Genomic DNA, 20,400 nt, shown 5'->3' with positions numbered 1-20,400 from the left:
AATATTTTATACAAAAATTTCAGCATCTTTAATTTTTAAAGCAAAACGGTCTTTATCAGTTAACATTATTTCTACATTTACTTCAATTGGCCATTCAATTGTAATTTCTGGATCATTCCAAACAATACTACGCTCACACTCTTTAGAATAGTAATCAGTTGTTTTATATAAAAACTGTGTATTTTCCTCTAAAGCAATAAAACCATGGGCAAAACCAGCAGGAATCCAAAACTGCTTATGGTTTTCACCACTCAATTCAACACCAACCCATTGCCCAAAAGTTTCAGAGTCTTTACGTATATCTACGGCAACATCCCATGCACGGCCTTGGACCACACGAACCAACTTACCTTGCGCATGTGGATTTAACTGATAATGCAAACCGCGTAGTACACCTTTTTTAGAAAAAGAATGATTGTCTTGAACAAATTGAGGAATCTCTAAACCGCGGTCAGCCAATGCTTTTTCAAATGCCTGTTGATTAAAACTTTCCATGAACCAACCACGGTCATCTCCAAACACACGCGGTTCAAAGATAAGTAAATCTTTGATTTTAGTTTCAATAATATTCATATTTTTACCTGATTGATGGTCGGCAAGAAGTGATTTATTTCATTATAAATCACTTCTGCCAATTTAGGGATTAAGCTTTATGTGACTGGTCTTTATATAACTTAAGCAAATACTGCCCATAGCCTGTTTTTTTGAAAAACTCGCCACGTGCTTTAAGCTGATCTGCATTAATCCAGCCATTATTAAATGAAATCTCTTCCAGACTCGCCACCTTCAAGCCCTGACGATGCTCAATGGTCTGTACAAACTGGCTTGCTTCCAATAGTGAGTCATGTGTACCTGTATCTAACCATGCAAAACCACGGCCAAGTACTTCCACATTAAGACTATTTTGCTGTAGGTATACATTATTGACATCTGTAATTTCGAGCTCACCACGGTGTGAGGGCTTGATATTTTTCGCAATTTCAACCACAGTGTTATCGTAAAAATAGAGACCTGTTACCGCATAGTTAGATTTAGGCTGCTCAGGTTTTTCTTCAATACTTAAAGCTTTACCTTCAGTATCAAAATCAACCACCCCAAAACGCTCAGGATCATTGACATAATAGCCAAATACAGTTGCACCATTTGACTGATCTGTCGCACGTTTTAACTGATCGCTAAAGTGTTGACCATAGAAAATATTGTCCCCTAAAATCAGACAAACATTATCTTCGCCAATAAACTCTTCACCCAAAATAAATGCTTGCGCCAAACCATCTGGTGAAGGCTGAACTTTATAAGACAGTTGAATACCAAGTTCCTCACCCGTACCCAATAGTTTTTCAAAATTTGGTAAATCTTCTGGTGTCGATATAATCAGAATTTCTTTAATACCCGCTAGCATCAAAACAGAAAGCGGGTAGTAAATCATTGGCTTGTCATAAATTGGTAGCAATTGTTTAGATGTTCCCATTGTAATTGGGTATAAACGTGTACCAGAGCCACCTGCTAAAATAATGCCTTTACGATTTATTGAGTTTGTCATGTTATAAAATCTCTTGAATGACCTGAGTTACGCCTTGCTTCCACTCTGGTAAATGCAACTTAAATGTATGTTTTAATTTCTGTGTATTTAAACGCGAATTTAATGGGCGTCGTGCTGGAGTTGGGTATGCAGATGTAGCAATTGGAGTTACCCTTTGAATAGCTAAATTTATGCCACTTTGACGAGCTTGTGCGAAAATAAACTGAGCATAGTCATACCATGTTGTTTCGCCCGCAGGTGCCAAATGATAATGCCCATGTAAGATTGCTTGCTGCTCAGAAGATTGCAAACTGTAATAACGTAGAACCTGAGCTGTAATATCAGCAATTAAAGCTGCACCTGTAGGCACACCCACTTGATCCTGAATAATGCTCAATTCATCTTTGGTTTTTGCCAATTTAAGCATAGTCTTAATAAAATTATGCCCATGTGTACCGTAGACCCAGCAGGTACGGAAATTAATAAAACGCACTTGGCTATTTTCAAGCGCAATTTCACCATCACGCTTACTACGGCCATAATAGTTTATAGGCTGTTTGACCTCATCTTCAGTCCAAGCATTTACCCCCATACCATCAAATACATAATCAGTCGAGTAATGTATTAACAGTATATTCTGCTGTTTACATCGCTCAGCCAAATATGCCACTGCGGTATGATTAATTAAATCAGCAGCATCTTGTTCAGATTCTGCTTTATCGACTGCCGTGTATGCAGTCGCATTAACCACAATATCAGGTTGGATTTGCTTCAATACGTGTTCAATCGCTGAAAAGTTTGCAATATCACCACATAATCCAATTTCATTATTAGAGCGATCTAAGGCTGTGACTTCACCCAGAGGCTGTAATGCACGTTGAAGCTCCCAACCAACCTGACCATTTTTACCCAAAAGTAAAATCTTCATTGAATAATCAGACCTGTTCAGTTCGATATTGCTGTTGAATCCAGTTCTGATATTCACCACTCTGAATATGCTCAACCCATTCTTGATTACTTAAATACCATTCAATCGTTTTTCTTAGGCCTGTCTCAAAACTCTCTTGAGGTACCCAACCCAAGTCTTTTTGAATTTTACTCGCATCTATCGCATAACGTAAATCATGCCCTGGTCGATCTGTTACATAAGTAATCAAATCTTGATAGTGCTTAATACCTTGAGGCTTATTTGGTGCTAAATCTTCAAGCAAATCACAAATGGCTTTTACAACATCAATATTCTTTTGTTCGTTATGACCGCCAATATTATATGTTTCGCCCACTGCAGCTTCTGTCATGACTTTATATAAAGCACGTGCATGATCTTCAACAAAAAGCCAGTCACGGATTTGATGACCATTACCATAGATAGGCAAGGCTTTTCCTGCCAAAGCATTTTGAATAATCAAAGGAATAAGTTTTTCAGGGAAATGATAAGGTCCATAGTTATTCGAGCAATTGGTCACTACCACAGGTAAACCATAAGTACGATGCCAAGCACGGACTAAATGATCTGAACTTGCTTTACTTGCCGAATACGGCGAACTTGGTGCATAAGGTGTTGTTTCTAAGAAAAGATCATCTGTCCCTTCTAAGTCACCATACACTTCATCTGTAGAAATATGATGAAAGCGGAAAGCTTGTTTTTTATTATCAGGTAAAGTATTCCAATATTGGCGTGATGCCTCTAACAACTGGTACGTACCAATAATATTGGTTTCAATAAAAGCTGCAGGGCCTGAAATGGAACGATCTACATGTGACTCTGCAGCTAAATGCATAATCGCATCTGGCTGAAAATCAGCAATAAGGCGATCAAAAGTTTGACGATCACAAATATCAGTTTGTGAAAATGTATAACGTTCGTGACCGTGAACACTTGCTAGAGATTCTAAATTTCCAGCATACGTGAGTTTATCAACATTCAGAACAACATCTTGAGTGTTTTGAACAATATGACGTACTACTGCTGATCCAATAAAACCAGCTCCCCCAGTAACAAGTATTTTCATAATAATTCCGAAATATTAATTTTCACCAAAAAGATCACGTGTATACACTTTATCGAGCACATCACTTAATTCATTTACAGCCCGATTCGCAATAATCACATCTGCACGTTGTTTAAAAACAGAAAAATCATTCACTACTTCAGAATTAAAAAAGCGCTCTTCCGTCAAATTTGGCTCATAGACAATCACGTCAATACCTTTGGCTTTAATACGCTTCATAATACCTTGAATCGCAGATTCTCTAAAGTTATCCGAGCCTTGTTTCATCACTAAACGATAGATTCCAACCACTTGTGGCTTTAATTGTATAATTTGTTGCGCAATAAAGTCTTTACGGGTGGTATTGGACTGAATAATTGCACCAATTAAATTTTGTGGCACAGCTTGATAATTGGCTAATAACTGTTTGGTATCTTTAGGTAAGCAATAACCACCATAACCAAATGATGGATTATTATAATGGCTACCTATTCGCGGATCCAAACCTACAGCTTCAATAATATCTTTACTGTTTAATCCACGTAATTCACAATAAGTATCTAATTCATTAAAATAAGCTACACGCATTGCTAAGTAGGTATTAGAAAACAGTTTTACAGCCTCTGCTTCTGTTGACTCCATCAATAAAACAGCAACATCATCTTTTAATGCCGCCTGCTGAAACAACTCCCCAACTTTACGCCCTGTTTCTGAACGGTCACCGATCACTATTCGTGAAGGGTATAAATTATCGTACAGCGCTTTACCTTCTCGTAAAAACTCTGGTGAAAAGACGATATTTAAATTCGGATATTGGATTCGAATATTTTGAGTAAAACCCACTGGAATAGTTGATTTAATAATAATCGTTGCCTTCGACTGTAAGGTATCTAGGTCTTTAATTACTTGTTCAATAGAAGAAGTATCAAAGTAATTAGTTTCTTCATCATAATTGGTCGGTGTCGCAATAATAATAAAATCTCTATCTTTATAAGCAATCGCCCGATCAATTGTCACCTCAAAATGAGCAACGTGTTTTAAATATTTCTCGATATATTCATCTTGAATCGGAGAAATTCCATTTTTCAGTAATGCTACCCTACGCTGATCTATATCTAATGCAATAACCTGATGCTGATCAGCCAACATCATCGCATTAGATAAACCCACATAGCCCGTGCCAACAACACAGATTTTCATCATAATAATGCCCTTTTATCTATTCAAAAATTTCTTTGCCAAATTTGGATTCAAAAAACAAAGAGGTATTATGTATGCAATTAACCCTATTATAAGTTTAATAAAAAAATTGTTAAATGTTATTTTTTCTAAATATAAATTTACTACATACAGCACTAAAAACATAAATAATGCCGGTATTATAGTTTTATAAATAACGAGAAATACATCTTTTAAGGAAAATTTTAAAATTTTACCCATTAAAAACATTACAGGGAAAAAGTTCAAAATATTTGCTATAAAATACATTTTCACAAATATTTCAATATCATACTGAGCACCTATAAAAAATGCGCAACTATATATAAGAGCTCCAACACACCCCAATAAAAACAACCAATTTGTACGTTGGAATGCTGTAAAAACTGCACCCGATGTACTTAATATGGCTTGAATAATGGCACTTGGCGCTAACCAGCAAAGAATAATCGTAACACCCGCCCACTCATCTTTAAAAAAAAGAGCTACAAAATCATTTGATAATGCAGATATCCCAAACATTAGAGGTGCTGTTAACATGCAAATTATGAAGACACAATTAAAATAATTATATCTAATTACATCAAAGTTGCTTAAATCATGAGAAATATGAGGTAAAAGAGCTCTCGAAACAACAAATGTCATACTCTGCACAGGAAAAAGCATTATTCTATATGCAATTGAATAGGCACCTAAAACAGCAGAGGAAAAGTATCTACCGATTAAAATAACATCTAAGTTTCTGGAAAAATAATTAATTAAATTAAATCCTAATAAATTCCCACTGAAATGATAAATATGTTTTAAATCTTCATTTTTATATGAATCAAATAGACTCAACTTCACTCCAGATAAAAACCGGCAAGAAATAGAAATCAGTAAAGCTGAAACCACCATCTGAGTTACAATACTATACACACCAAAATCAAGATGCGCCATTATGATTGCCACTACCAGGCCAGTAGTACTAGAAAAAATTTCAATTTTTGCTAATAGTTTAAAATTCTGCTCTTTTTCTAATTTTGCCCTATGCACTATACCTAAAGCAGTAATTGGAAAAATTATAGATAAAAAATAAAGTAAACCATAAAGCTCTGACCTTCCAAAATATTCAACAACAATAGGTGCACATAAAAAAATCACACCTAATACTAAAATTCCAATACATATATTAATTTTATATACTAAGTTATAAAAACCAATAGTAATATTTTGCTTTTGTATAACAGCAGAAGCAGTTCCCATATCACTAAAAATGATTGCCAAATTCATGACTATCGCTGTCATTGCCAGCAAACCATATTCATTTGGCGAGATAATCCGTGTTAGATAAAAAATTGTTACTATTTGTGCTAAAATTTTTACTAACTGACTAACCCCAATCCATTTCACATTATTTAATAATGACATCTATTTTTTCGCTTTTTTCGCACATCTAGGGTGAAATCCATTAAAATAAGTCATAAGTATTACTTCTATACGATTTAATTTTCGGAAATTTTTTATTAGTAGCTTTAACAACCTGAGCATTTTAAATTTTTGATAATATTTTATAGATAAAGTCTGATCATATAATCTCTCTATATATCGCCATTCACTGATCCCCCCCTCAGCTCGGGATAATGAGTGATCAATAGAAATCAAAGAGCTAACTTTAAAGGCTATATTTTCACCCTTTAAATAATTAATTTTCCTAAAAAAGCTAATATCCACACCATAAAGTGAAAAATTCGAATCAAACAATTCAAGATTATTATCCCTGAAGACATCTTTAACATTTTTAGAAAAAATCAAGCCAGAACCAATAGAGTAAATCTCAGAATACTCAGTAATCAGACCATAAGATGTGTAAATATTTCCATTTACGATTGGATAATATTGTTTTTTATCTTGAATTGCATAAATTTTTGGGATTTCTATATCAATATCACTTAAATTAAAAATTTGTTTTTCACTTTCTTTAGTAATATGAGTATCATCATCAAAAATCACATAATAATCACTTTTAAAGTTAGCAACAAAATCATTATAAATCCAACTTAAAGGTTTGTTTTCCAAAAACTCAAAAAAATAAACTTGATTATGCTTTAATTTTAGAAAATTCAAAAAGCTATCTTCACCATTTAACTTTTCAGGACCATTATTTACAACTACTAAATTGTCGATTTTATTTTCAAAATCAAGAATACATTTTAATGTTTGAGATTGCGTAAAATCCTTGCCATACAAAATCACAAGTAAAGAAATTTCTTTTCGTTGCATTTATAGAACCTAATTAATTATTTCTGGAGTAACCATCAACGTAACTCTCCAAGAGTGACTTCAAATGAAGTATTTTTGAAAGATCTTTACAACTTTCGCCAAGTTGCTCAAATATACTAACTATTTCTAAAAACTCATAATATTTTTCAAAAGATTTTAAAATCCGCTCATGCTTTGTTTTTTCAACATTTTCTGCATCAATTAATAATTCTTCATACAATTTTTCACCTGGTCTTAGCCCAGTAAATTCAATCTTAATATCCCCAAGCCCTTTTTCATCTACAGGCTTAAAACCACTCAAGCGAATCATTTGTTTGGCTAAGTCTACAATTTTAACAGGCTCGCCCATATCTAATAAAAATACATCACCACCAGTACCCATCGCACCCGCTTGAATCACCAGCTGTGCAGCCTCTGGAATAGTCATAAAGTAACGCGTTACTTCAGGATGCGTCACCGTGACAGGTCCGCCTTGTGCAATTTGCTTTTTAAACAATGGTACCACAGAACCTGATGAACCCAGCACATTACCAAAACGTACAATACTGATTTGAGTCTTTGGATTTGTCGATGCTAAACCCTGACAATACAGCTCTGCCATGCGTTTAGAAGCGCCCATCACATTGGTTGGACGCACGGCTTTATCCGTTGAAATTAATACAAAGGTTTCAACATTTTGATTCACTGCAGCATCTACACTGCGCCGCGTACCAATTGAGGTATTGTAAATGCCTTCAAATGGATTTGCCTCTACAAGCGGCACATGCTTATAAGCCGCCGCGTGATACACCGTTTGTACCGCATATTGCTGCAATATACGTTCCAGTTTTGACTGATTGGTGACAGAACCTAATACTGGAATAATTTGTATATCAAATGCCTGCAATTCACGGTCAATCGAATACAAAGCAAATTCAGACATTTCAAACAGCACCAGCAATTTAGGCTGATGTTTCACCATCTGACGGCATAACTCAGAGCCGATTGACCCCCCTGCCCCTGTGACCATGACCACTTTATTTTTAATATTTTTTTCTAAAAGCGCTAACTTTGGTGGTACTGGATCACGTCCTAGTAAGTCAATAATGTCGACTTCTCTGATGTCGGAGACTTGAACGCGCCCTCCTACCAGTTGGGTAACTCCTGGCAGCTCCATAATTTTCACATTAGACGGTTCAAAAGACTCGATAATTGCTTTTTTACGTGCACGACTTACAGATGGCATAGCCAGTAATATTTCTTCGATGTGAAACTTACGAAATGCTCCGAGTGCCTTTTTGGGTGAAAAGACTTTTAATCCGCTTAAAGACTGCCCTTGTAGCGAAGCTTTATCATCAATAAAACAGACGGGCAAATAGTCATCTGAGCGATATAATGCGGCCGCAATTTGCTGCCCCGCAAGCCCCGCACCATAAATCGCGACACGCTTACGGTTTTGCTTTTTCACAAAAGTACGCAGTGTGGCATAGCGAATCACAGCACGGCTCCACCACATCCAAGAAAACAGCACAAAGCCGTACATGAGCGGAATGCTCATAGGAATAAAGGCTAAACCAAGTTTCTTAACCGCATATAACCCAACAATTTGAATAAATGTCGCAATCGAAATCCGTAGCAAATAATCTTCATTGAAAGAGCGTACAATCGCGCTATAAATGCCGAGTAAGGCAAAAATTGCAACACCAAAAACACCTACATACAGATACCAGAAATCTAAGCCTTCCATGACTGGAACATTAGGTTTGGCTAGTCGAATGGCATAAACCAGCCACATCATCAAAGGCAAAACACAGATATCCATGACCACTAAAACAGCTTGTTTTTGACGGCGCGGCAAAGATGCAATGACTCGGATAATGTCTTTCACGATGGGCTCAATGGTTTAGATAAAGGCAAAAAGTTGCATAACAAATTATACGCTGTTTTAAATGGAGATTTGTGAGATCACCTGTTGGATACTATCCACCATTTTTTGCATATTACTGTCAGACAAAGTCGGATGTACCAAAAACATTAAACTGTTTTCTCCCAAGCTTTTGGCATTAACCAGTCGTTGCTCAGGACGCCAAGGCGTTCCATCGAAGGCTTTTTCTAAATACACTTCTGAACATGAACCGCTAAAGCATGGAACTGCTTGAGATGAAATTTCCGCCATAATGCGGTCACGAGACCAGCCGTCGGGTAAAACATCGACATTGACTTGCACATAGCATTTATAAGCGGCATGTACATAGTAACTAGAGGGTTTCGCTACGGTAAAATAAGGGCTGTTTTCAAATACAGCTTGGATACGTGCCATATTGGCATTGCGTTTTGCTGTCCATTCTGGCATTTCTTTGAGTTGCAGCCGACCAATCACGGCTTGCATTTCCATCATGCGCCAGTTGGTACCAAATGAATCATGCAACCAACGAAAGCCCGGTGGATGTTGTTTGTTATAGACGCTATCAAAGTTTTTACCGTGATCTTTATACGACCACATTGTTTTCCAAAGAACTTCATCATTGGTGGTGACCATCCCGCCTTCACCGCCTGTGGTCATAATCTTGTCTTGGCAGAATGACCACGCCCCAATATGACCAATTGAACCTGCCGATTTGCCTTTGTACATCGCGCCATGTGCTTGGGCACAGTCTTCAATCACGAAGATGCCTTTTTCCTCAGCCAAGTGCATGATGGGGTCCATATCACACATCCAACCTGCCAAATGCACACAAATAATGGCTTTGGTATTGGGTGTTAAAACCGCTTCAATTGTATGGCGTGAAATATTTTGTGAATCGAGTTCCACATCGGCAAAAATCGGGTTTGCACCTGCGGTGACAATTGAACTTGCTGAAGCTAAAAACGTGCGTGAGGTGACAATCACGTCATCACCTGCACCAATACCCAAAGCTTTAAGGGCTAAATCAAGTGCCACGGTACCATTGGCGACGGCAACTGCATGTTTGGTTCCAGCAAACTGTGCAAATTCCTTTTCGAATTCACGGCATTCTTGACCGGTCCAATAATTCACCTTATTAGATAAAAGGACTTTTGATACCGCATCGGCTTCTGCTTGAGTAAAGCTTGGCCAAGGTTCAAATGCACTGTTTAACATCGAGTTTTCCTAGTCTCAAAATCGAGTTTAAAAATCTATTTTTTCGTCACAATACGGGCAGGATTGCCCACCACTGTTGCGCCCGCAGGGACACTTTTGGTGACCACGGCGCCCATGCCGACAATCGCGCCTTTGCCAATCACAAATGGCTGATCGGGCGTACCCTGCTTAATCATGGCACCTGCGCCGATATAGGCATTGTCATGAATATGAATATTGCCGTTGCATTTTACGCCTGGCGCAAAGGTAACGAAATCCCCAATCACACAATCATGCTCGACATAACTGTATAAATTGGCATGAAAACACTTGCCGATTTTGACATTAGAGCCAATGCTGACAAAAGGACTCAAAGCAGAACCTTCAGCGAGTTCAATTTGATCCATTAAAACCACATGGTCCGCAATGATCGACCAAAGCTGAATGCCATCCGCTTCTAAACGCTGAGCGATTTTTTCACGCACACGACTATTGGCAATCGCAATTTGCACGTATTTTGTCGATGCAAATTCATTTAGAAACGCTTGGTAATTCATGGCACGATGACCATTGACTGAAGCAATGTCTGTTAAAGCATCATCGATAAAGATAATTTCAGACGCATCACCTTGACGTGCCAATTGCTGACGCGCGACAGGCATCATGCTACGCCCACAACCTGAAGCGCCATAAATTGCATAAAGTGTTGTCATTTTTTTTGTTCCGGTGTGCCGGTAAATTTGGTCATGGTCGCTTCACCTTCAGCACTGATATCATCCTTGGCAATGACTTTTTTTATGGTTTTCAGCATGATTTTAAAGTCGAGCCACAGCGATTGATTTTCAACATACCATGTATCGAGTTCTAATTTCTTTTCCCATGAAATGGCATTACGACCATTCACTTGCGCATAACCGGTGATGCCCGGACGCACGTTGTGACGTTTGGCTTGCTGCTCGTTATATAAAGGCAGATATTCCATCAGTAAGGGACGTGGGCCAACAATGCTCATATCACCTTTAATCACATTCCACAGCTCCGGCATTTCATCCAAACTGGTTGCACGAAGCATTTTGCCAAATGGCGTGAGACGCTCACTGTCGGGTAATGGATTGCCCTCAGCATCAAGCGCATCCTTCATGGTGCGGAACTTAATCATTTCAAAAGGCTGACCATTTAAACCTGGACGCACCTGACGAAACAACACCGGTGAACCTAAATTCTTTTTCACTTTATGTGCCACGATCAAATACATAGGCGACAGCAGCACCAGCGCAGATGATGCAATAACAATATCCAATAAGCGCTTTAACATGGTTCACTCTTAAGATTAGATGAAGATGGGGAAATAGTATCCATTTCTAGCAATGATTATACCCTGTTCGACGTCATCAGATTTGTAAAATATTTCAACCATCACAGGGACTCAAGTAGTCACTGTTCTAAAAGCTGCCAAACCATATAGCTGTTTAGAGATCTGTCCAACGACGATTGACTGCATGACCTGGGTTATTCATGCTGATAACCTTCGCGTAGTTTCCTACTGCAGTTGCATTTTCAGGAATGTCTTTCGTCACCACGCTGCCTGCACCGATAGTGGCATTATTGCCAATTTTGACATGCTCAATAATGCAGACATTTGGTCCAATATAAACATTGTCACCAATTTCAGCAGCTTTACGCCCACCATTGGCGCCAATGGTGGTAAATTGCGACAAATTCACATTATTGCCAATCACGGTTGTCGGATTGACGACCAACGGCCCGCCATGACCAATAAACAAGCCATAGCCAATTTTAGTCGTGGTATGAATATCTATGCCGTACTGCTTTCTTTTATAATAATAAATCGGATAAGCCAACTTCGCCCAAAAAGATTTTGCACTGGCCAAACGCAGCCAAAATGAAAAATTAAAACCACGATTGAAAAAATAAGTTTTCAAACTGACATGACCAGTATAACGGTATAAATCACTTTTTATATATTTTAAAGTCATCTGGATCGCCTCTTAAATTGGGTGAATCGCCTTTAATGGATACCCATTTCAGCCAGCATGTGCTTATTCACTTGATGCACATTATATTTATTCAGCACAATTTCCCGCGAACGCTGCCCCATATATTCAATCAATTTTGGATCTTCAATAAAGTACTGCATGCTTTGCACCAAATCATCGACTGATTTCACCCCGACCAAATAACCATTCACACCATGCGATACTGTTTCACGGCAACCGGGTGCATCAGTGGTAATAATCGCCCGCCCCATAGCCATCGCTTCTAATACAGTACGTGGTGTACCTTCACGATACGATGGCAATACATATATTGAACTTTGGGCAATAGCCGGTCTGACATCACTGAGTTTCCCCCAATATTTAAGGCGACCATCGGCAATCCACGTATCGAGTTCGGCTTGAGAAATAGCTGATGGATTATCATCAATCCAACCGACCAAATGAAATTCCGCTTCAGGATGCTTTTCTTTGATGATACGTGCCGATTCAGCATATTCACGCACGCCCTTATCACCCAAAAGTCGTGCAATAAGTAAGAAAGAGGCTTTGACCTGCCCTTGTTCATTTTTTGGTAAAGGCATGACATCAAAGTCTTGCACATTTACCCCTGAACCATTCACTACTACAGTGGGTTTATCAGCATCAAGCAAGTGCATATCTTGAAACAATTTGAGGTCATCAGGATTTTGAAAAAAGACTTTGTCACTACGTTTTAATGCTTGCGCATATAAGCCATGCACCAGCTTTTGAAACAGACTACGCTTGCCAGATTCCACATTTTGAAAGGCATAGCCCAAACCTGTAATTAAGGCAAAACGATGCGGTACTTTCGCAAGCCATGACGCGAGCGTGCCATAAATCACAGGTTTAATAGTATAGGACAGCACATACTCAGGCTGAATTTGACGAATTTGCCGATAGATATGTTTTAATAGTTTTAAATCAGCCAGTGGATTGGTGCCGGTACGCTGCATGGGAATCTCATGCAGATGATAGCCCAGGGCTTGCAGTTTTTGCTGTTCTTCGGGGAATGATGCAAATTCAGGCGCCATGATGTGAATTTCATAACCGTGCGCAGAAATCGCTTCTAATAACTTGCCACGAAAATTGAGTACAGATGGAAAAAAACTGCTGATCATTAGAAATTTCAACGGCTTTGCTCCCAAACTTGCATATATTGCTGACTCACTTTCTCAATACTGAAATTTGCTTCTACGCGCTCACGCACGGCTTGTTTCAACTGCAATTTTTCATCATTGCTTTGCTGCACATATTTTAAAATTGCTTGTGCCAAAGCTTGCGCATTACGTGGTGGAACGATACTGCCTAAATCCTGCACAATATATTTGGCATCGCCAACATCGGTACTGATACATGGCAAACCTGATGCCATGGCTTCGACCAATACATTCGGAAAACCTTCGGTAATCGAAGTCATGAGGAATGCATCAATGGATTGATAAAAGGCAGGCATATCTGAGATTTGATCAAGCAAATGAACTTTTTCGGCATCTAACTGATACTGCTCGAATAAAGCTTTCACTTCAAGATTTTCTAGGCTTGCACCACCACCTGCAATTTTAAAAATGATGTTTTCATTTTTCAGCAAGCCCATGGTTTCAAACAAATAGGGATAACCTTTGGCCGTATGATAACGCCCTGCAAAACCAATCACGGTTGGTTCATGCAATTGAGGATTAGGCTGAAATTTATCTAAAAACACGCCATTGGCAATCACTTGGCTATAGCCATTTTTAAAGCCGAAGGCCTGATGCTGCTGCATAGACGAATGCGCACAATAAATAATAGCACTAGGTTGCTGTGACAGTATTTTGCTTATGCCCAAGGCAATCTTGGTGCTGATTGATTCATCTTTAGGAGAAGCAAGAGAATGATGAATGCCCCATACGACCTTTGGTTTTTTCGCTAAACCAATAACACTGAGACTGGTCAATGCATTGGCATGGTACATCCAGCATTGCACCGTTGCGGGCTGTAGCTTTTTGAGTAATGCGCGCAGCTTACTCACCGTACTCAGCGTATTTAAACCATTCCAACCGAGCGCATAATGCGACTGACAACACTCTAAAGTACTTTGATACACCTCGGAAGTTTTCATCAGTGCAATGATCACGTGCTGATAGTCATGTTCAGTTTGCTGAATTAAGCGTGCCAACATCATTTCGGCACCACCTACGCCTGCAAAGTTGGTGATCACATGTACCATCAAAGGTTTGCTCATGCCGCCGACTCCATGATTCGCAAATACTGCTTAATTACGGTTTGCTTATGAAACTGCTGAATATGTGATTCAAAATCAGCATCTTGATATTGCACATAATCTGCAAATATCGCTTGCTGCATCGCTTGGATTAAACCTGCCTGATCATTACATTCAACCAATAAACCAAACTTAGAGTTTTCTAGGATTTCCATTGGTCCACTTGGACAGTTGGTACTCACCACTTTCACTTTAGAGGCTAAGGTTTGAATAAGTACACCCGGCAAGCCTTCCCAATTCGAGCTTAAAACAAATAGCGATGCATATTTAAAATAAGCGTATGGATTGGCATCAAAGCCCGGTAAATCCACCACGTCTTTTAAACCCAAGTCCACCACTAGAGCCTCAAACTCAGCACGTAATTCGCCTTCACCTAAAATCAATAATCGGGTTTCAGGATGCTGATTATGCAAGGCTTTAAACGAACGGATCAAAAAACCAAAGTTCTTTGCTTCAGTGAGACGCCCCACTGCCAAAATCACTTTATGGTCATTATTAAAAAAGCGATGCGTAACGGGCGCTTTGAGCTTTTCAAAATAGGCATCATCTAACACTGGGTTATAAATGGTGCTCAGGTTATTTTTCTTATAGCTATAGTATTCACGAAAATCTGCTTCAACCCCTTTGGAGACACAGACCACTTGCTGTGCCACAGGATACGTCCAATTCACCAAAGTTTTTAAAACGAATTTAGCAACACCCTGTAATTTCAAATTTTTAGACGGCGTCGATACTTCACGGAAAATTAATGCGGTTTGAACGCCTGCCAGTTTTTTAGCAATACTCGCCACAATATTGGTATGGGTTTGTGTTGCAACCAAACAATCATACTGCTCAGCTTTCAGCTTCATTTTTAAGGGTGTGATGCTATTCACAACACGACCGCAATTAAAATTCACCAATTGAATTTTCGGGCTGACTTCAGGCAAGAGTTTGGCTTTATCACCTTTGACATCACACACGCCCAAATGAATATTCAGACCTTGTTCTGCAAAGCTGTTGGCGAGTTGAATGACAGTACGTTCTGCACCGCCACCGCCCAAGCTTGGCAAAAAGAACATGACTTTATTCAACATATGCAGACCTAAATTTTAAAATGGGAGAATATTAATGCGGTGTTTTTGAGGCTTGAATGGCCATAGCGCGCTCAACCCGCTCACGATAATCCGTGATACCTGCAAGCTCACTGTCACTGGCACAAGTACTTTGAATTTTGGCTTGATAATCTGCAAAACTGGATACCACTTTTGCAGGTACGCCAATTGCCACGCTATGATCAGGAATGTCTTTGGTCACCACTGAACCTGCGCCAATCACCACATTTGAGCCAATGCTCACACCAGGCATAACAATGCTGTTGACCCCAATAAATACATGCGAACCGACTTGAATTGGTGCAAAGCGTTGGTAGCGTTTACCTTGCTCATCTTTGATTAAACAAGTACTGCCATCATGGGTAATAAATTTCACCCCCGAGGTCACGGTCACATGATCACCAATACTGACCAAAAATGGTTCTGAGCCCCAGCTTTTAATATAAATTCGGCAATTTTCACCGACGGTCACACCTTTTTTACGTGCATAAGCCACACTGCCTTTTGCCATAAAATAAGCCAAATCAAACAGCTGTAGAAAAGCAGAAACCATAAATGACATACACAATACCTGAATGAGGCGAGGCAACTTAAAAGGAGGAAAATAAGTCAGCTATTTTACGCTGAAAATCTACTTTACGATATGGAAACCGCAGTCACGATGCAGGATGAAAAAATAAGATCAGAGCGATTTGATTTTTTTAACAGGACTACCGACATAGACACCTGATTCATCCAAAGGTTTCGACACGAGGCTACACGCGCCAATCACGCTATCATCGGCAATAGTTACACCATCAAGTACCGTAACTCGTGCACCAAGCCAAATATTTTTCCCTAAACTCACGCCCTGCTTGGTAATCGCATCTTTCACCAACAGATCAGGCTCACCAAATTTATGATTACTGGCAATAATAATGCTTTGCGTGCCAATACGGGTGTTATCGCCAATCGTGATACCACCACAGCCATTGATATACGATTTGGAATTAATGCTGACATCCTTGCCAATTAAGACCTTGCCACCAAAGCATTTGATATAGCAGTTTTCACCAATAAAACTGTTGTCAGCAATCTCAAGCACTGCACCATTTTCAACGATTAGGCTGGCATGATCGCCAATATAAACATTGTTGCCGATCTTGACTTGGCCATTAATCTCTAGGGTACACGCTTTGCCGAAGTAACGAAATTTTGTGCCAAATGCCATGTTGTACATCACTTTACGGCACTGTGAAGCAAACCAATTCATGTATTTTAAGGTTTTAAAAAACATCACTTTTTGCTACTCCACACAGAGAATAAAATGGCAAAGTTATAAAAAATCAGGGCAACCGGCACGGCAAGCAGCATATAGATTTTATCTTCTACCAGTAGATACAGGCCGAAAAATAAAACGAATTTAATCAATAACTCAATAATCTGCAATCTAAACAGCACATGGCTACTACGCTGTGCAATCAGGAAGGCCGAACTGGGCGGATTACAAAAAATGGCCCAATAGCCCAAGGCCAAAATCTGGAAATAGGTAGAGATGCCGACCCAGTCTTTGCCAAATACCCATAGATACAGGGATTCTGGCAGCACAAAAAACACGGCAAACAGCGGCAGAGACAGCAGACTCAACAGTACACTGCTTTTCAGGGCTTCCTGACTATTTTCCAGATGTTTAAATTTGCGGATAAAGAACTGGCGAATGGTTTGCGACATTAAATTAATCGGCACCCGCAAAGTCCGCTCCACAATGGCATAGAAGCCCATCGCCTGCACACCGACAAAATGCGAGACCACATAATAAGGCAAGTTATGCGAAAAGCTGTTCAGCAAGGCATGTGGCGTATTGGAATAAATAAAATCCTGATAGTGCTTAAATGCCTGCCAACTGACCTGATAAAGCTGATTTTTTACAATATAAATCAATATAAACAGCAGCATCAGCAGCGAACTGGCACTGTAACTGTTGACCAGGCTGATGCTCATCAACAAGGGCAAACCCAGCTGTACCAGCACCACAATCAGGCTACGCAAAATATTCAGTCCGACACAGAAATATTCTGCATGCGCGGCAAATTTATAATTATAGATAGTTTGAATCAGGGTATTGGCCAACACACCGCTACAAATGGCAACCACCACAGCCGCATTAAAAATAAAACTTAAGATGATGGCACTGACCGCCACAATACCTGTGGAGAACATCATTCCTTCAAAGATCAGGCTTTTTTTGTCCTGCTCTTCCGCGACCAATAAGGCTTGATCGAGACGCAAATTGGCAATGGTAGATAAAACGCTGACCACAGCCAAGGCAATACCATATTCACCAAAATCCTGCACCGAATAAAGGCGCGTTAAAAAAGGGAGTGCTATAAATGTAATTATCACACCTACCAATAAACTCGACGTAATTAAGCCAATCGACTGATATTTGGCGAAAATACGCGCAATCATGTCAGCTTTTTAATATACCAACGCATGGTCAGCTGAATACCAGCATCAATTCGAAACTCAGGTGCATAACCCAGAGCTTTCTCAATTTTGGCAATGCTGGCTTGGGAGTGACGTACATCTCCAGCACGGAAGTCTCGATACACTGCATCTTTGCAGTAATTCACGCCATTTTCAGCTAGTGCAGCATGAATCACACGATACAAATCATTTATTGTAGTACGATCGCCCACTGCTACATTATAGACTTGGTTTTTGGCTTCATCATTATGCGTAGTTGCTGCCAAAATATTCGCTTGAACTGTATTTTCGATAAAACAGAAATCACGACTGGTTTCACCATCACCATTAATGAAAACATCATCACCTGCAATCATGGCTGCGGTCCATTTTGGAATCACCGCAGCATAGGCACCGTTTGGATCCTGACGTTTGCCAAACACATTAAAATAACGCAAACCAATGGCTTTAAAACCATAAGTACGTGCAAACACATCTGCATACAACTCATTTACATATTTAGTGACTGCATAAGGCGAAAGCGGGTTACCAATATTTTCTTCCACTTTTGGCAATGCAGGATGATCACCATAGGTAGAACTACTGGCAGCATACGTAAAGCTAGATACTTTAGCATCACGTGCTGCCACCAACATATTTAAAAAACCTGTAATATTGGCAGCATTAGTCGTAATTGGGTCTGCAATAGAACGTGGCACAGAACCCAAAGCTGCTTGGTGCAATACATAGTCCACATTTGCACAGGCTTTTTGGCAATCTTCTAGATTACGAATATCACCCTCATAGAACTTAAAGTTTGCCCATTGCCCAACACTCACCAAGTGTTGCACTTCGTCCAAATTATGCTGATGACCTGTGGCAAAGTTATCTAAACCCACAACTTTCTGATTCAGCTTCAGTAAAGCTTCTAATAAGTTTGAGCCAATAAAACCGGCAACCCCCGTCACTAGCCAGATTTTAGGGCTCTGCTTTAATTGCTCGCATACTGTCTGATATTGGCTCATCTTTATAATATCCTTATCAATTATAAACGAAGATCAGATTCAGACTGTGCAAGTACATATTTCAAATCGTATAAAACATGTTCTGCTTTGCCCAAGGCACGAATTTTCTCTACGCCCATCTCTTCAAACTGATGATGTGCCACCGCCAAAATGATGGCGTCATAGCTGTGGTCTGTTAATGTCGAAACAGGCTGAATCCCGTATTCATGCTCGGCCTCGGCACGATCTACCCATGGATCATAAACATCCACATTCACGTGATATTCTTTCAGTTCATTGACGATATCAATAATGCGGGTGTTACGGATATCGGGACAGTTTTCCTTAAAACTTAAGCCCAAAACTAAAACTTTAGCACCTTCCACCTGAATTTTCTTTTTAATCATACCCTTGACTAACTGAGTCACCACATAAGCACCCATACCATCATTTAAACGGCGGCCGGCCAAAATAATTTCAGGGTGATAACCAATCGCTTGCGCTTTATGGGTGAGATAGTACGGATCCACCCCGATACAGTGCCCGCCGACCAGACCCGGACGGAACGGCAGGAAGTTCCATTTCGTTCCCGCAGCCTCAAGCACCGCTTCGGTATCAATCTCCATTTTATTGAAGATCACCGCCAACTCATTAATTAAAGCAATGTTCACATCACGTTGGGTGTTTTCAATCACCTTAGCGGCTTCAGCCACTTTTATGCTCGCGGCTTTATGTGTACCTGCTTCAATCACCAAGTTATAAACTTGGTCTACAAAGTCTGCCACTTCTGGAGTAGAGCCTGAAGTGATTTTTAAAATATTGGTGACTCGGTGTAGTTTATCACCTGGATTAATCCGTTCTGGGCTATAGCCTGCAAAAAAGTCCTGATTAAACTTTAAGCCTGACACTTGTTCCAAAACTGAAACACAAACTTCTTCAGTCGCACCTGGGTATACTGTAGACTCGTACACTACCACATCGCCTTTTTTAAGTACTTTCCCAATACTGGTAGAGGCTTTAATGAGCGGGGTTAAATCAGGTTGTTTAAATTCATCAATTGGGGTTGGCACCGTCACAATAAAAAAATTGGAGCTGCGTAAGTCATCCAAATTGGCTGAATAGCTTAAATGCATCGCTTGTTTAAGTTCTTCTGGCGACACTTCTAAAGTATGATCTTGTCCACTTTTTAATTCTTGTATACGTTTTTGCTGAATATCAAAACCCACAACAGGCAGCTTCTTGCCAAATTCAACCGCTAAGGGTAAACCGACATAGCCTAAACCAATAATGGCAATTTTTAGGTCTGAGAGCTGTAGCATTTGAGCGCCTTTAAATTTATATCTGTATTTTATGAAGAATGAATCTTTCGGCTGCGATTCTAGCAGAAAATCATGAAATTTCTATTGTGATTTGTGCTCAAATTACTTAAGAGGATCAACAGTGTATAGTTTTTGCGAATATTCAACTTTTTAAATTTAGAGTAAAT

At 39.5% G+C, this 20,400-nt stretch carries 20 protein-coding genes; all 20 read right to left on the bottom strand.

What is annotated here, in order from left to right; all coding sequences use genetic code 11:
• Positions 1–6 precede the first annotated feature (6 nt).
• The 20 genes from rfbC to tviB all read right to left on the bottom strand — a co-directional run bounded on the left by rfbC (position 7) and on the right by tviB (position 20,233).
• The gene (rfbC, locus tag FTV28_RS10595; RefSeq protein WP_179990403.1) at positions 7–573 is read right to left on the bottom strand and encodes a dTDP-4-dehydrorhamnose 3,5-epimerase; all 567 of its coding nucleotides are present in this window, start codon (positions 571–573) and stop codon (positions 7–9) included.
• A 70-nt stretch (positions 574–643) separates the two neighbouring features.
• The gene (gene rfbA, locus FTV28_RS10590; RefSeq protein ID WP_179990402.1) at positions 644–1,543 is read right to left on the bottom strand and encodes a glucose-1-phosphate thymidylyltransferase RfbA; all 900 of its coding nucleotides are present in this window, start codon (positions 1,541–1,543) and stop codon (positions 644–646) included.
• 1 nt (position 1,544) lies between these two features.
• Positions 1,545–2,450 (bottom strand): dTDP-4-dehydrorhamnose reductase, encoded by a 906-nt coding sequence (gene rfbD / locus FTV28_RS10585; RefSeq protein WP_179990401.1) that lies wholly within the window; start codon positions 2,448–2,450, stop codon positions 1,545–1,547.
• A 7-nt stretch (positions 2,451–2,457) separates the two neighbouring features.
• The gene (gene rfbB / locus FTV28_RS10580; RefSeq protein ID WP_179990400.1) at positions 2,458–3,534 is read right to left on the bottom strand and encodes a dTDP-glucose 4,6-dehydratase; all 1,077 of its coding nucleotides are present in this window, start codon (positions 3,532–3,534) and stop codon (positions 2,458–2,460) included.
• Positions 3,535–3,549: 15 nt separating this feature from the next.
• Positions 3,550–4,713, bottom strand: coding sequence for a nucleotide sugar dehydrogenase (locus tag FTV28_RS10575; RefSeq protein ID WP_179990427.1), 1,164 nt, complete (start codon positions 4,711–4,713; stop codon positions 3,550–3,552).
• Between the two features lie 15 nt (positions 4,714–4,728).
• On the bottom strand, positions 4,729–6,141 hold the full coding sequence (locus FTV28_RS10570) for a lipopolysaccharide biosynthesis protein (protein WP_168730960.1): 1,413 nt from the start codon (positions 6,139–6,141) through the stop codon (positions 4,729–4,731).
• Positions 6,142–6,993 (bottom strand): glycosyltransferase family 2 protein, encoded by an 852-nt coding sequence (locus FTV28_RS10565; RefSeq protein ID WP_179990399.1) that lies wholly within the window; start codon positions 6,991–6,993, stop codon positions 6,142–6,144. It lies immediately after the preceding gene.
• A gap of 13 nt (positions 6,994–7,006) precedes the next feature.
• Positions 7,007–8,860: a nucleoside-diphosphate sugar epimerase/dehydratase gene (locus FTV28_RS10560; RefSeq protein ID WP_179990398.1), complete on the bottom strand. Its 1,854-nt coding sequence runs from the start codon at positions 8,858–8,860 to the stop codon at positions 7,007–7,009.
• Between the two features lie 57 nt (positions 8,861–8,917).
• The gene (locus FTV28_RS10555) at positions 8,918–10,093 is read right to left on the bottom strand and encodes a DegT/DnrJ/EryC1/StrS aminotransferase family protein (protein WP_179990397.1); all 1,176 of its coding nucleotides are present in this window, start codon (positions 10,091–10,093) and stop codon (positions 8,918–8,920) included.
• 35 nt (positions 10,094–10,128) lie between these two features.
• Positions 10,129–10,785 carry an acetyltransferase gene (locus FTV28_RS10550; RefSeq protein WP_179990396.1) on the bottom strand — a complete coding sequence of 219 codons (657 nt, stop codon included), beginning with the start codon at positions 10,783–10,785 and terminating at the stop codon, positions 10,129–10,131.
• The gene (locus FTV28_RS10545; protein WP_179990395.1) at positions 10,782–11,387 is read right to left on the bottom strand and encodes a sugar transferase; all 606 of its coding nucleotides are present in this window, start codon (positions 11,385–11,387) and stop codon (positions 10,782–10,784) included. The genes FTV28_RS10550 and FTV28_RS10545 overlap by 4 nt, the downstream gene beginning before the upstream one ends.
• Before the next feature lie 154 nt (positions 11,388–11,541).
• Positions 11,542–12,069, bottom strand: coding sequence for a serine O-acetyltransferase (locus FTV28_RS10540; RefSeq protein WP_179990394.1), 528 nt, complete (start codon positions 12,067–12,069; stop codon positions 11,542–11,544).
• A 32-nt stretch (positions 12,070–12,101) separates the two neighbouring features.
• Positions 12,102–13,241: a glycosyltransferase family 4 protein gene (locus FTV28_RS10535; protein ID WP_179990393.1), complete on the bottom strand. Its 1,140-nt coding sequence runs from the start codon at positions 13,239–13,241 to the stop codon at positions 12,102–12,104.
• A complete protein-coding gene (locus FTV28_RS10530; RefSeq protein WP_179990392.1) occupies positions 13,238–14,332 on the bottom strand; it encodes a glycosyltransferase in 1,095 nt (364 codons plus the stop codon). Before FTV28_RS10530 ends, FTV28_RS10535 begins: the two co-directional genes overlap by 4 nt.
• On the bottom strand, positions 14,329–15,447 hold the full coding sequence (locus FTV28_RS10525) for a glycosyltransferase (protein WP_179990391.1): 1,119 nt from the start codon (positions 15,445–15,447) through the stop codon (positions 14,329–14,331). Before FTV28_RS10525 ends, FTV28_RS10530 begins: the two co-directional genes overlap by 4 nt.
• A 31-nt stretch (positions 15,448–15,478) precedes the next feature.
• Positions 15,479–16,027 carry an acyltransferase gene (locus FTV28_RS10520; protein ID WP_168541910.1) on the bottom strand — a complete coding sequence of 183 codons (549 nt, stop codon included), beginning with the start codon at positions 16,025–16,027 and terminating at the stop codon, positions 15,479–15,481.
• Positions 16,028–16,147: 120 nt separating this feature from the next.
• A complete protein-coding gene (locus FTV28_RS10515) occupies positions 16,148–16,741 on the bottom strand; it encodes an acyltransferase (RefSeq protein WP_179990425.1) in 594 nt (197 codons plus the stop codon).
• Complete coding sequence (locus FTV28_RS10510) at positions 16,741–17,913, bottom strand: lipopolysaccharide biosynthesis protein (RefSeq protein ID WP_179990389.1); 1,173 nt, start codon at positions 17,911–17,913, stop codon at positions 16,741–16,743. The genes FTV28_RS10515 and FTV28_RS10510 overlap by 1 nt, the downstream gene beginning before the upstream one ends.
• Positions 17,910–18,935: an NAD-dependent epimerase/dehydratase family protein gene (locus tag FTV28_RS10505; RefSeq protein ID WP_179990387.1), complete on the bottom strand. Its 1,026-nt coding sequence runs from the start codon at positions 18,933–18,935 to the stop codon at positions 17,910–17,912. The genes FTV28_RS10510 and FTV28_RS10505 overlap by 4 nt, the downstream gene beginning before the upstream one ends.
• Positions 18,936–18,955: 20 nt before the next feature.
• Positions 18,956–20,233 carry a Vi polysaccharide biosynthesis UDP-N-acetylglucosamine C-6 dehydrogenase TviB gene (tviB, locus tag FTV28_RS10500; RefSeq protein ID WP_179990385.1) on the bottom strand — a complete coding sequence of 426 codons (1,278 nt, stop codon included), beginning with the start codon at positions 20,231–20,233 and terminating at the stop codon, positions 18,956–18,958.
• Positions 20,234–20,400 lie beyond the last annotated feature (167 nt).

It is taken from the genome of Acinetobacter sp. YH12252, from assembly GCF_013417365.1.
In the GTDB taxonomy this organism is placed as follows: Bacteria; Pseudomonadota; Gammaproteobacteria; order Pseudomonadales; family Moraxellaceae; genus Acinetobacter; species Acinetobacter towneri.
Note: the sequence above shows the minus strand (reverse complement) of the source record. Positions and strands in the feature narration are given on the sequence as shown.

Excerpts from the sequence above, each read along its gene's own strand:
- FTV28_RS10550 (WP_179990396.1), bottom strand. The coding sequence starts at position 10,785 with ATGACAACACTTTATGCAATTTATGGCGCTTCAGGTTGTGGGCGTAGC.
- FTV28_RS10520 (WP_168541910.1), bottom strand. The coding sequence starts at position 16,027 with ATGTCATTTATGGTTTCTGCTTTTCTACAGCTGTTTGATTTGGCTTAT.
- FTV28_RS10530 (WP_179990392.1), bottom strand. The coding sequence starts at position 14,332 with ATGAGCAAACCTTTGATGGTACATGTGATCACCAACTTTGCAGGCGTA.
- FTV28_RS10515 (WP_179990425.1), bottom strand. The coding sequence starts at position 16,741 with ATGTTTTTTAAAACCTTAAAATACATGAATTGGTTTGCTTCACAGTGC.
- FTV28_RS10525 (WP_179990391.1), bottom strand. The coding sequence starts at position 15,447 with ATGTTGAATAAAGTCATGTTCTTTTTGCCAAGCTTGGGCGGTGGCGGT.
- FTV28_RS10510 (WP_179990389.1), bottom strand. The coding sequence starts at position 17,913 with ATGATTGCGCGTATTTTCGCCAAATATCAGTCGATTGGCTTAATTACG.
- rfbA (WP_179990402.1), bottom strand. The coding sequence starts at position 1,543 with ATGACAAACTCAATAAATCGTAAAGGCATTATTTTAGCAGGTGGCTCT.
- tviB (WP_179990385.1), bottom strand. The coding sequence starts at position 20,233 with ATGCTACAGCTCTCAGACCTAAAAATTGCCATTATTGGTTTAGGCTAT.
- FTV28_RS10555 (WP_179990397.1), bottom strand. The coding sequence starts at position 10,093 with ATGTTAAACAGTGCATTTGAACCTTGGCCAAGCTTTACTCAAGCAGAA.
- rfbB (WP_179990400.1), bottom strand. The coding sequence starts at position 3,534 with ATGAAAATACTTGTTACTGGGGGAGCTGGTTTTATTGGATCAGCAGTA.
- FTV28_RS10570 (WP_168730960.1), bottom strand. The coding sequence starts at position 6,141 with ATGTCATTATTAAATAATGTGAAATGGATTGGGGTTAGTCAGTTAGTA.
- rfbD (WP_179990401.1), bottom strand. The coding sequence starts at position 2,450 with ATGAAGATTTTACTTTTGGGTAAAAATGGTCAGGTTGGTTGGGAGCTT.
- FTV28_RS10545 (WP_179990395.1), bottom strand. The coding sequence starts at position 11,387 with ATGTTAAAGCGCTTATTGGATATTGTTATTGCATCATCTGCGCTGGTG.
- FTV28_RS10575 (WP_179990427.1), bottom strand. The coding sequence starts at position 4,713 with ATGAAAATCTGTGTTGTTGGCACGGGCTATGTGGGTTTATCTAATGCG.
- FTV28_RS10565 (WP_179990399.1), bottom strand. The coding sequence starts at position 6,993 with ATGCAACGAAAAGAAATTTCTTTACTTGTGATTTTGTATGGCAAGGAT.
- FTV28_RS10505 (WP_179990387.1), bottom strand. The coding sequence starts at position 18,935 with ATGAGCCAATATCAGACAGTATGCGAGCAATTAAAGCAGAGCCCTAAA.
- FTV28_RS10540 (WP_179990394.1), bottom strand. The coding sequence starts at position 12,069 with ATGACTTTAAAATATATAAAAAGTGATTTATACCGTTATACTGGTCAT.
- rfbC (WP_179990403.1), bottom strand. The coding sequence starts at position 573 with ATGAATATTATTGAAACTAAAATCAAAGATTTACTTATCTTTGAACCG.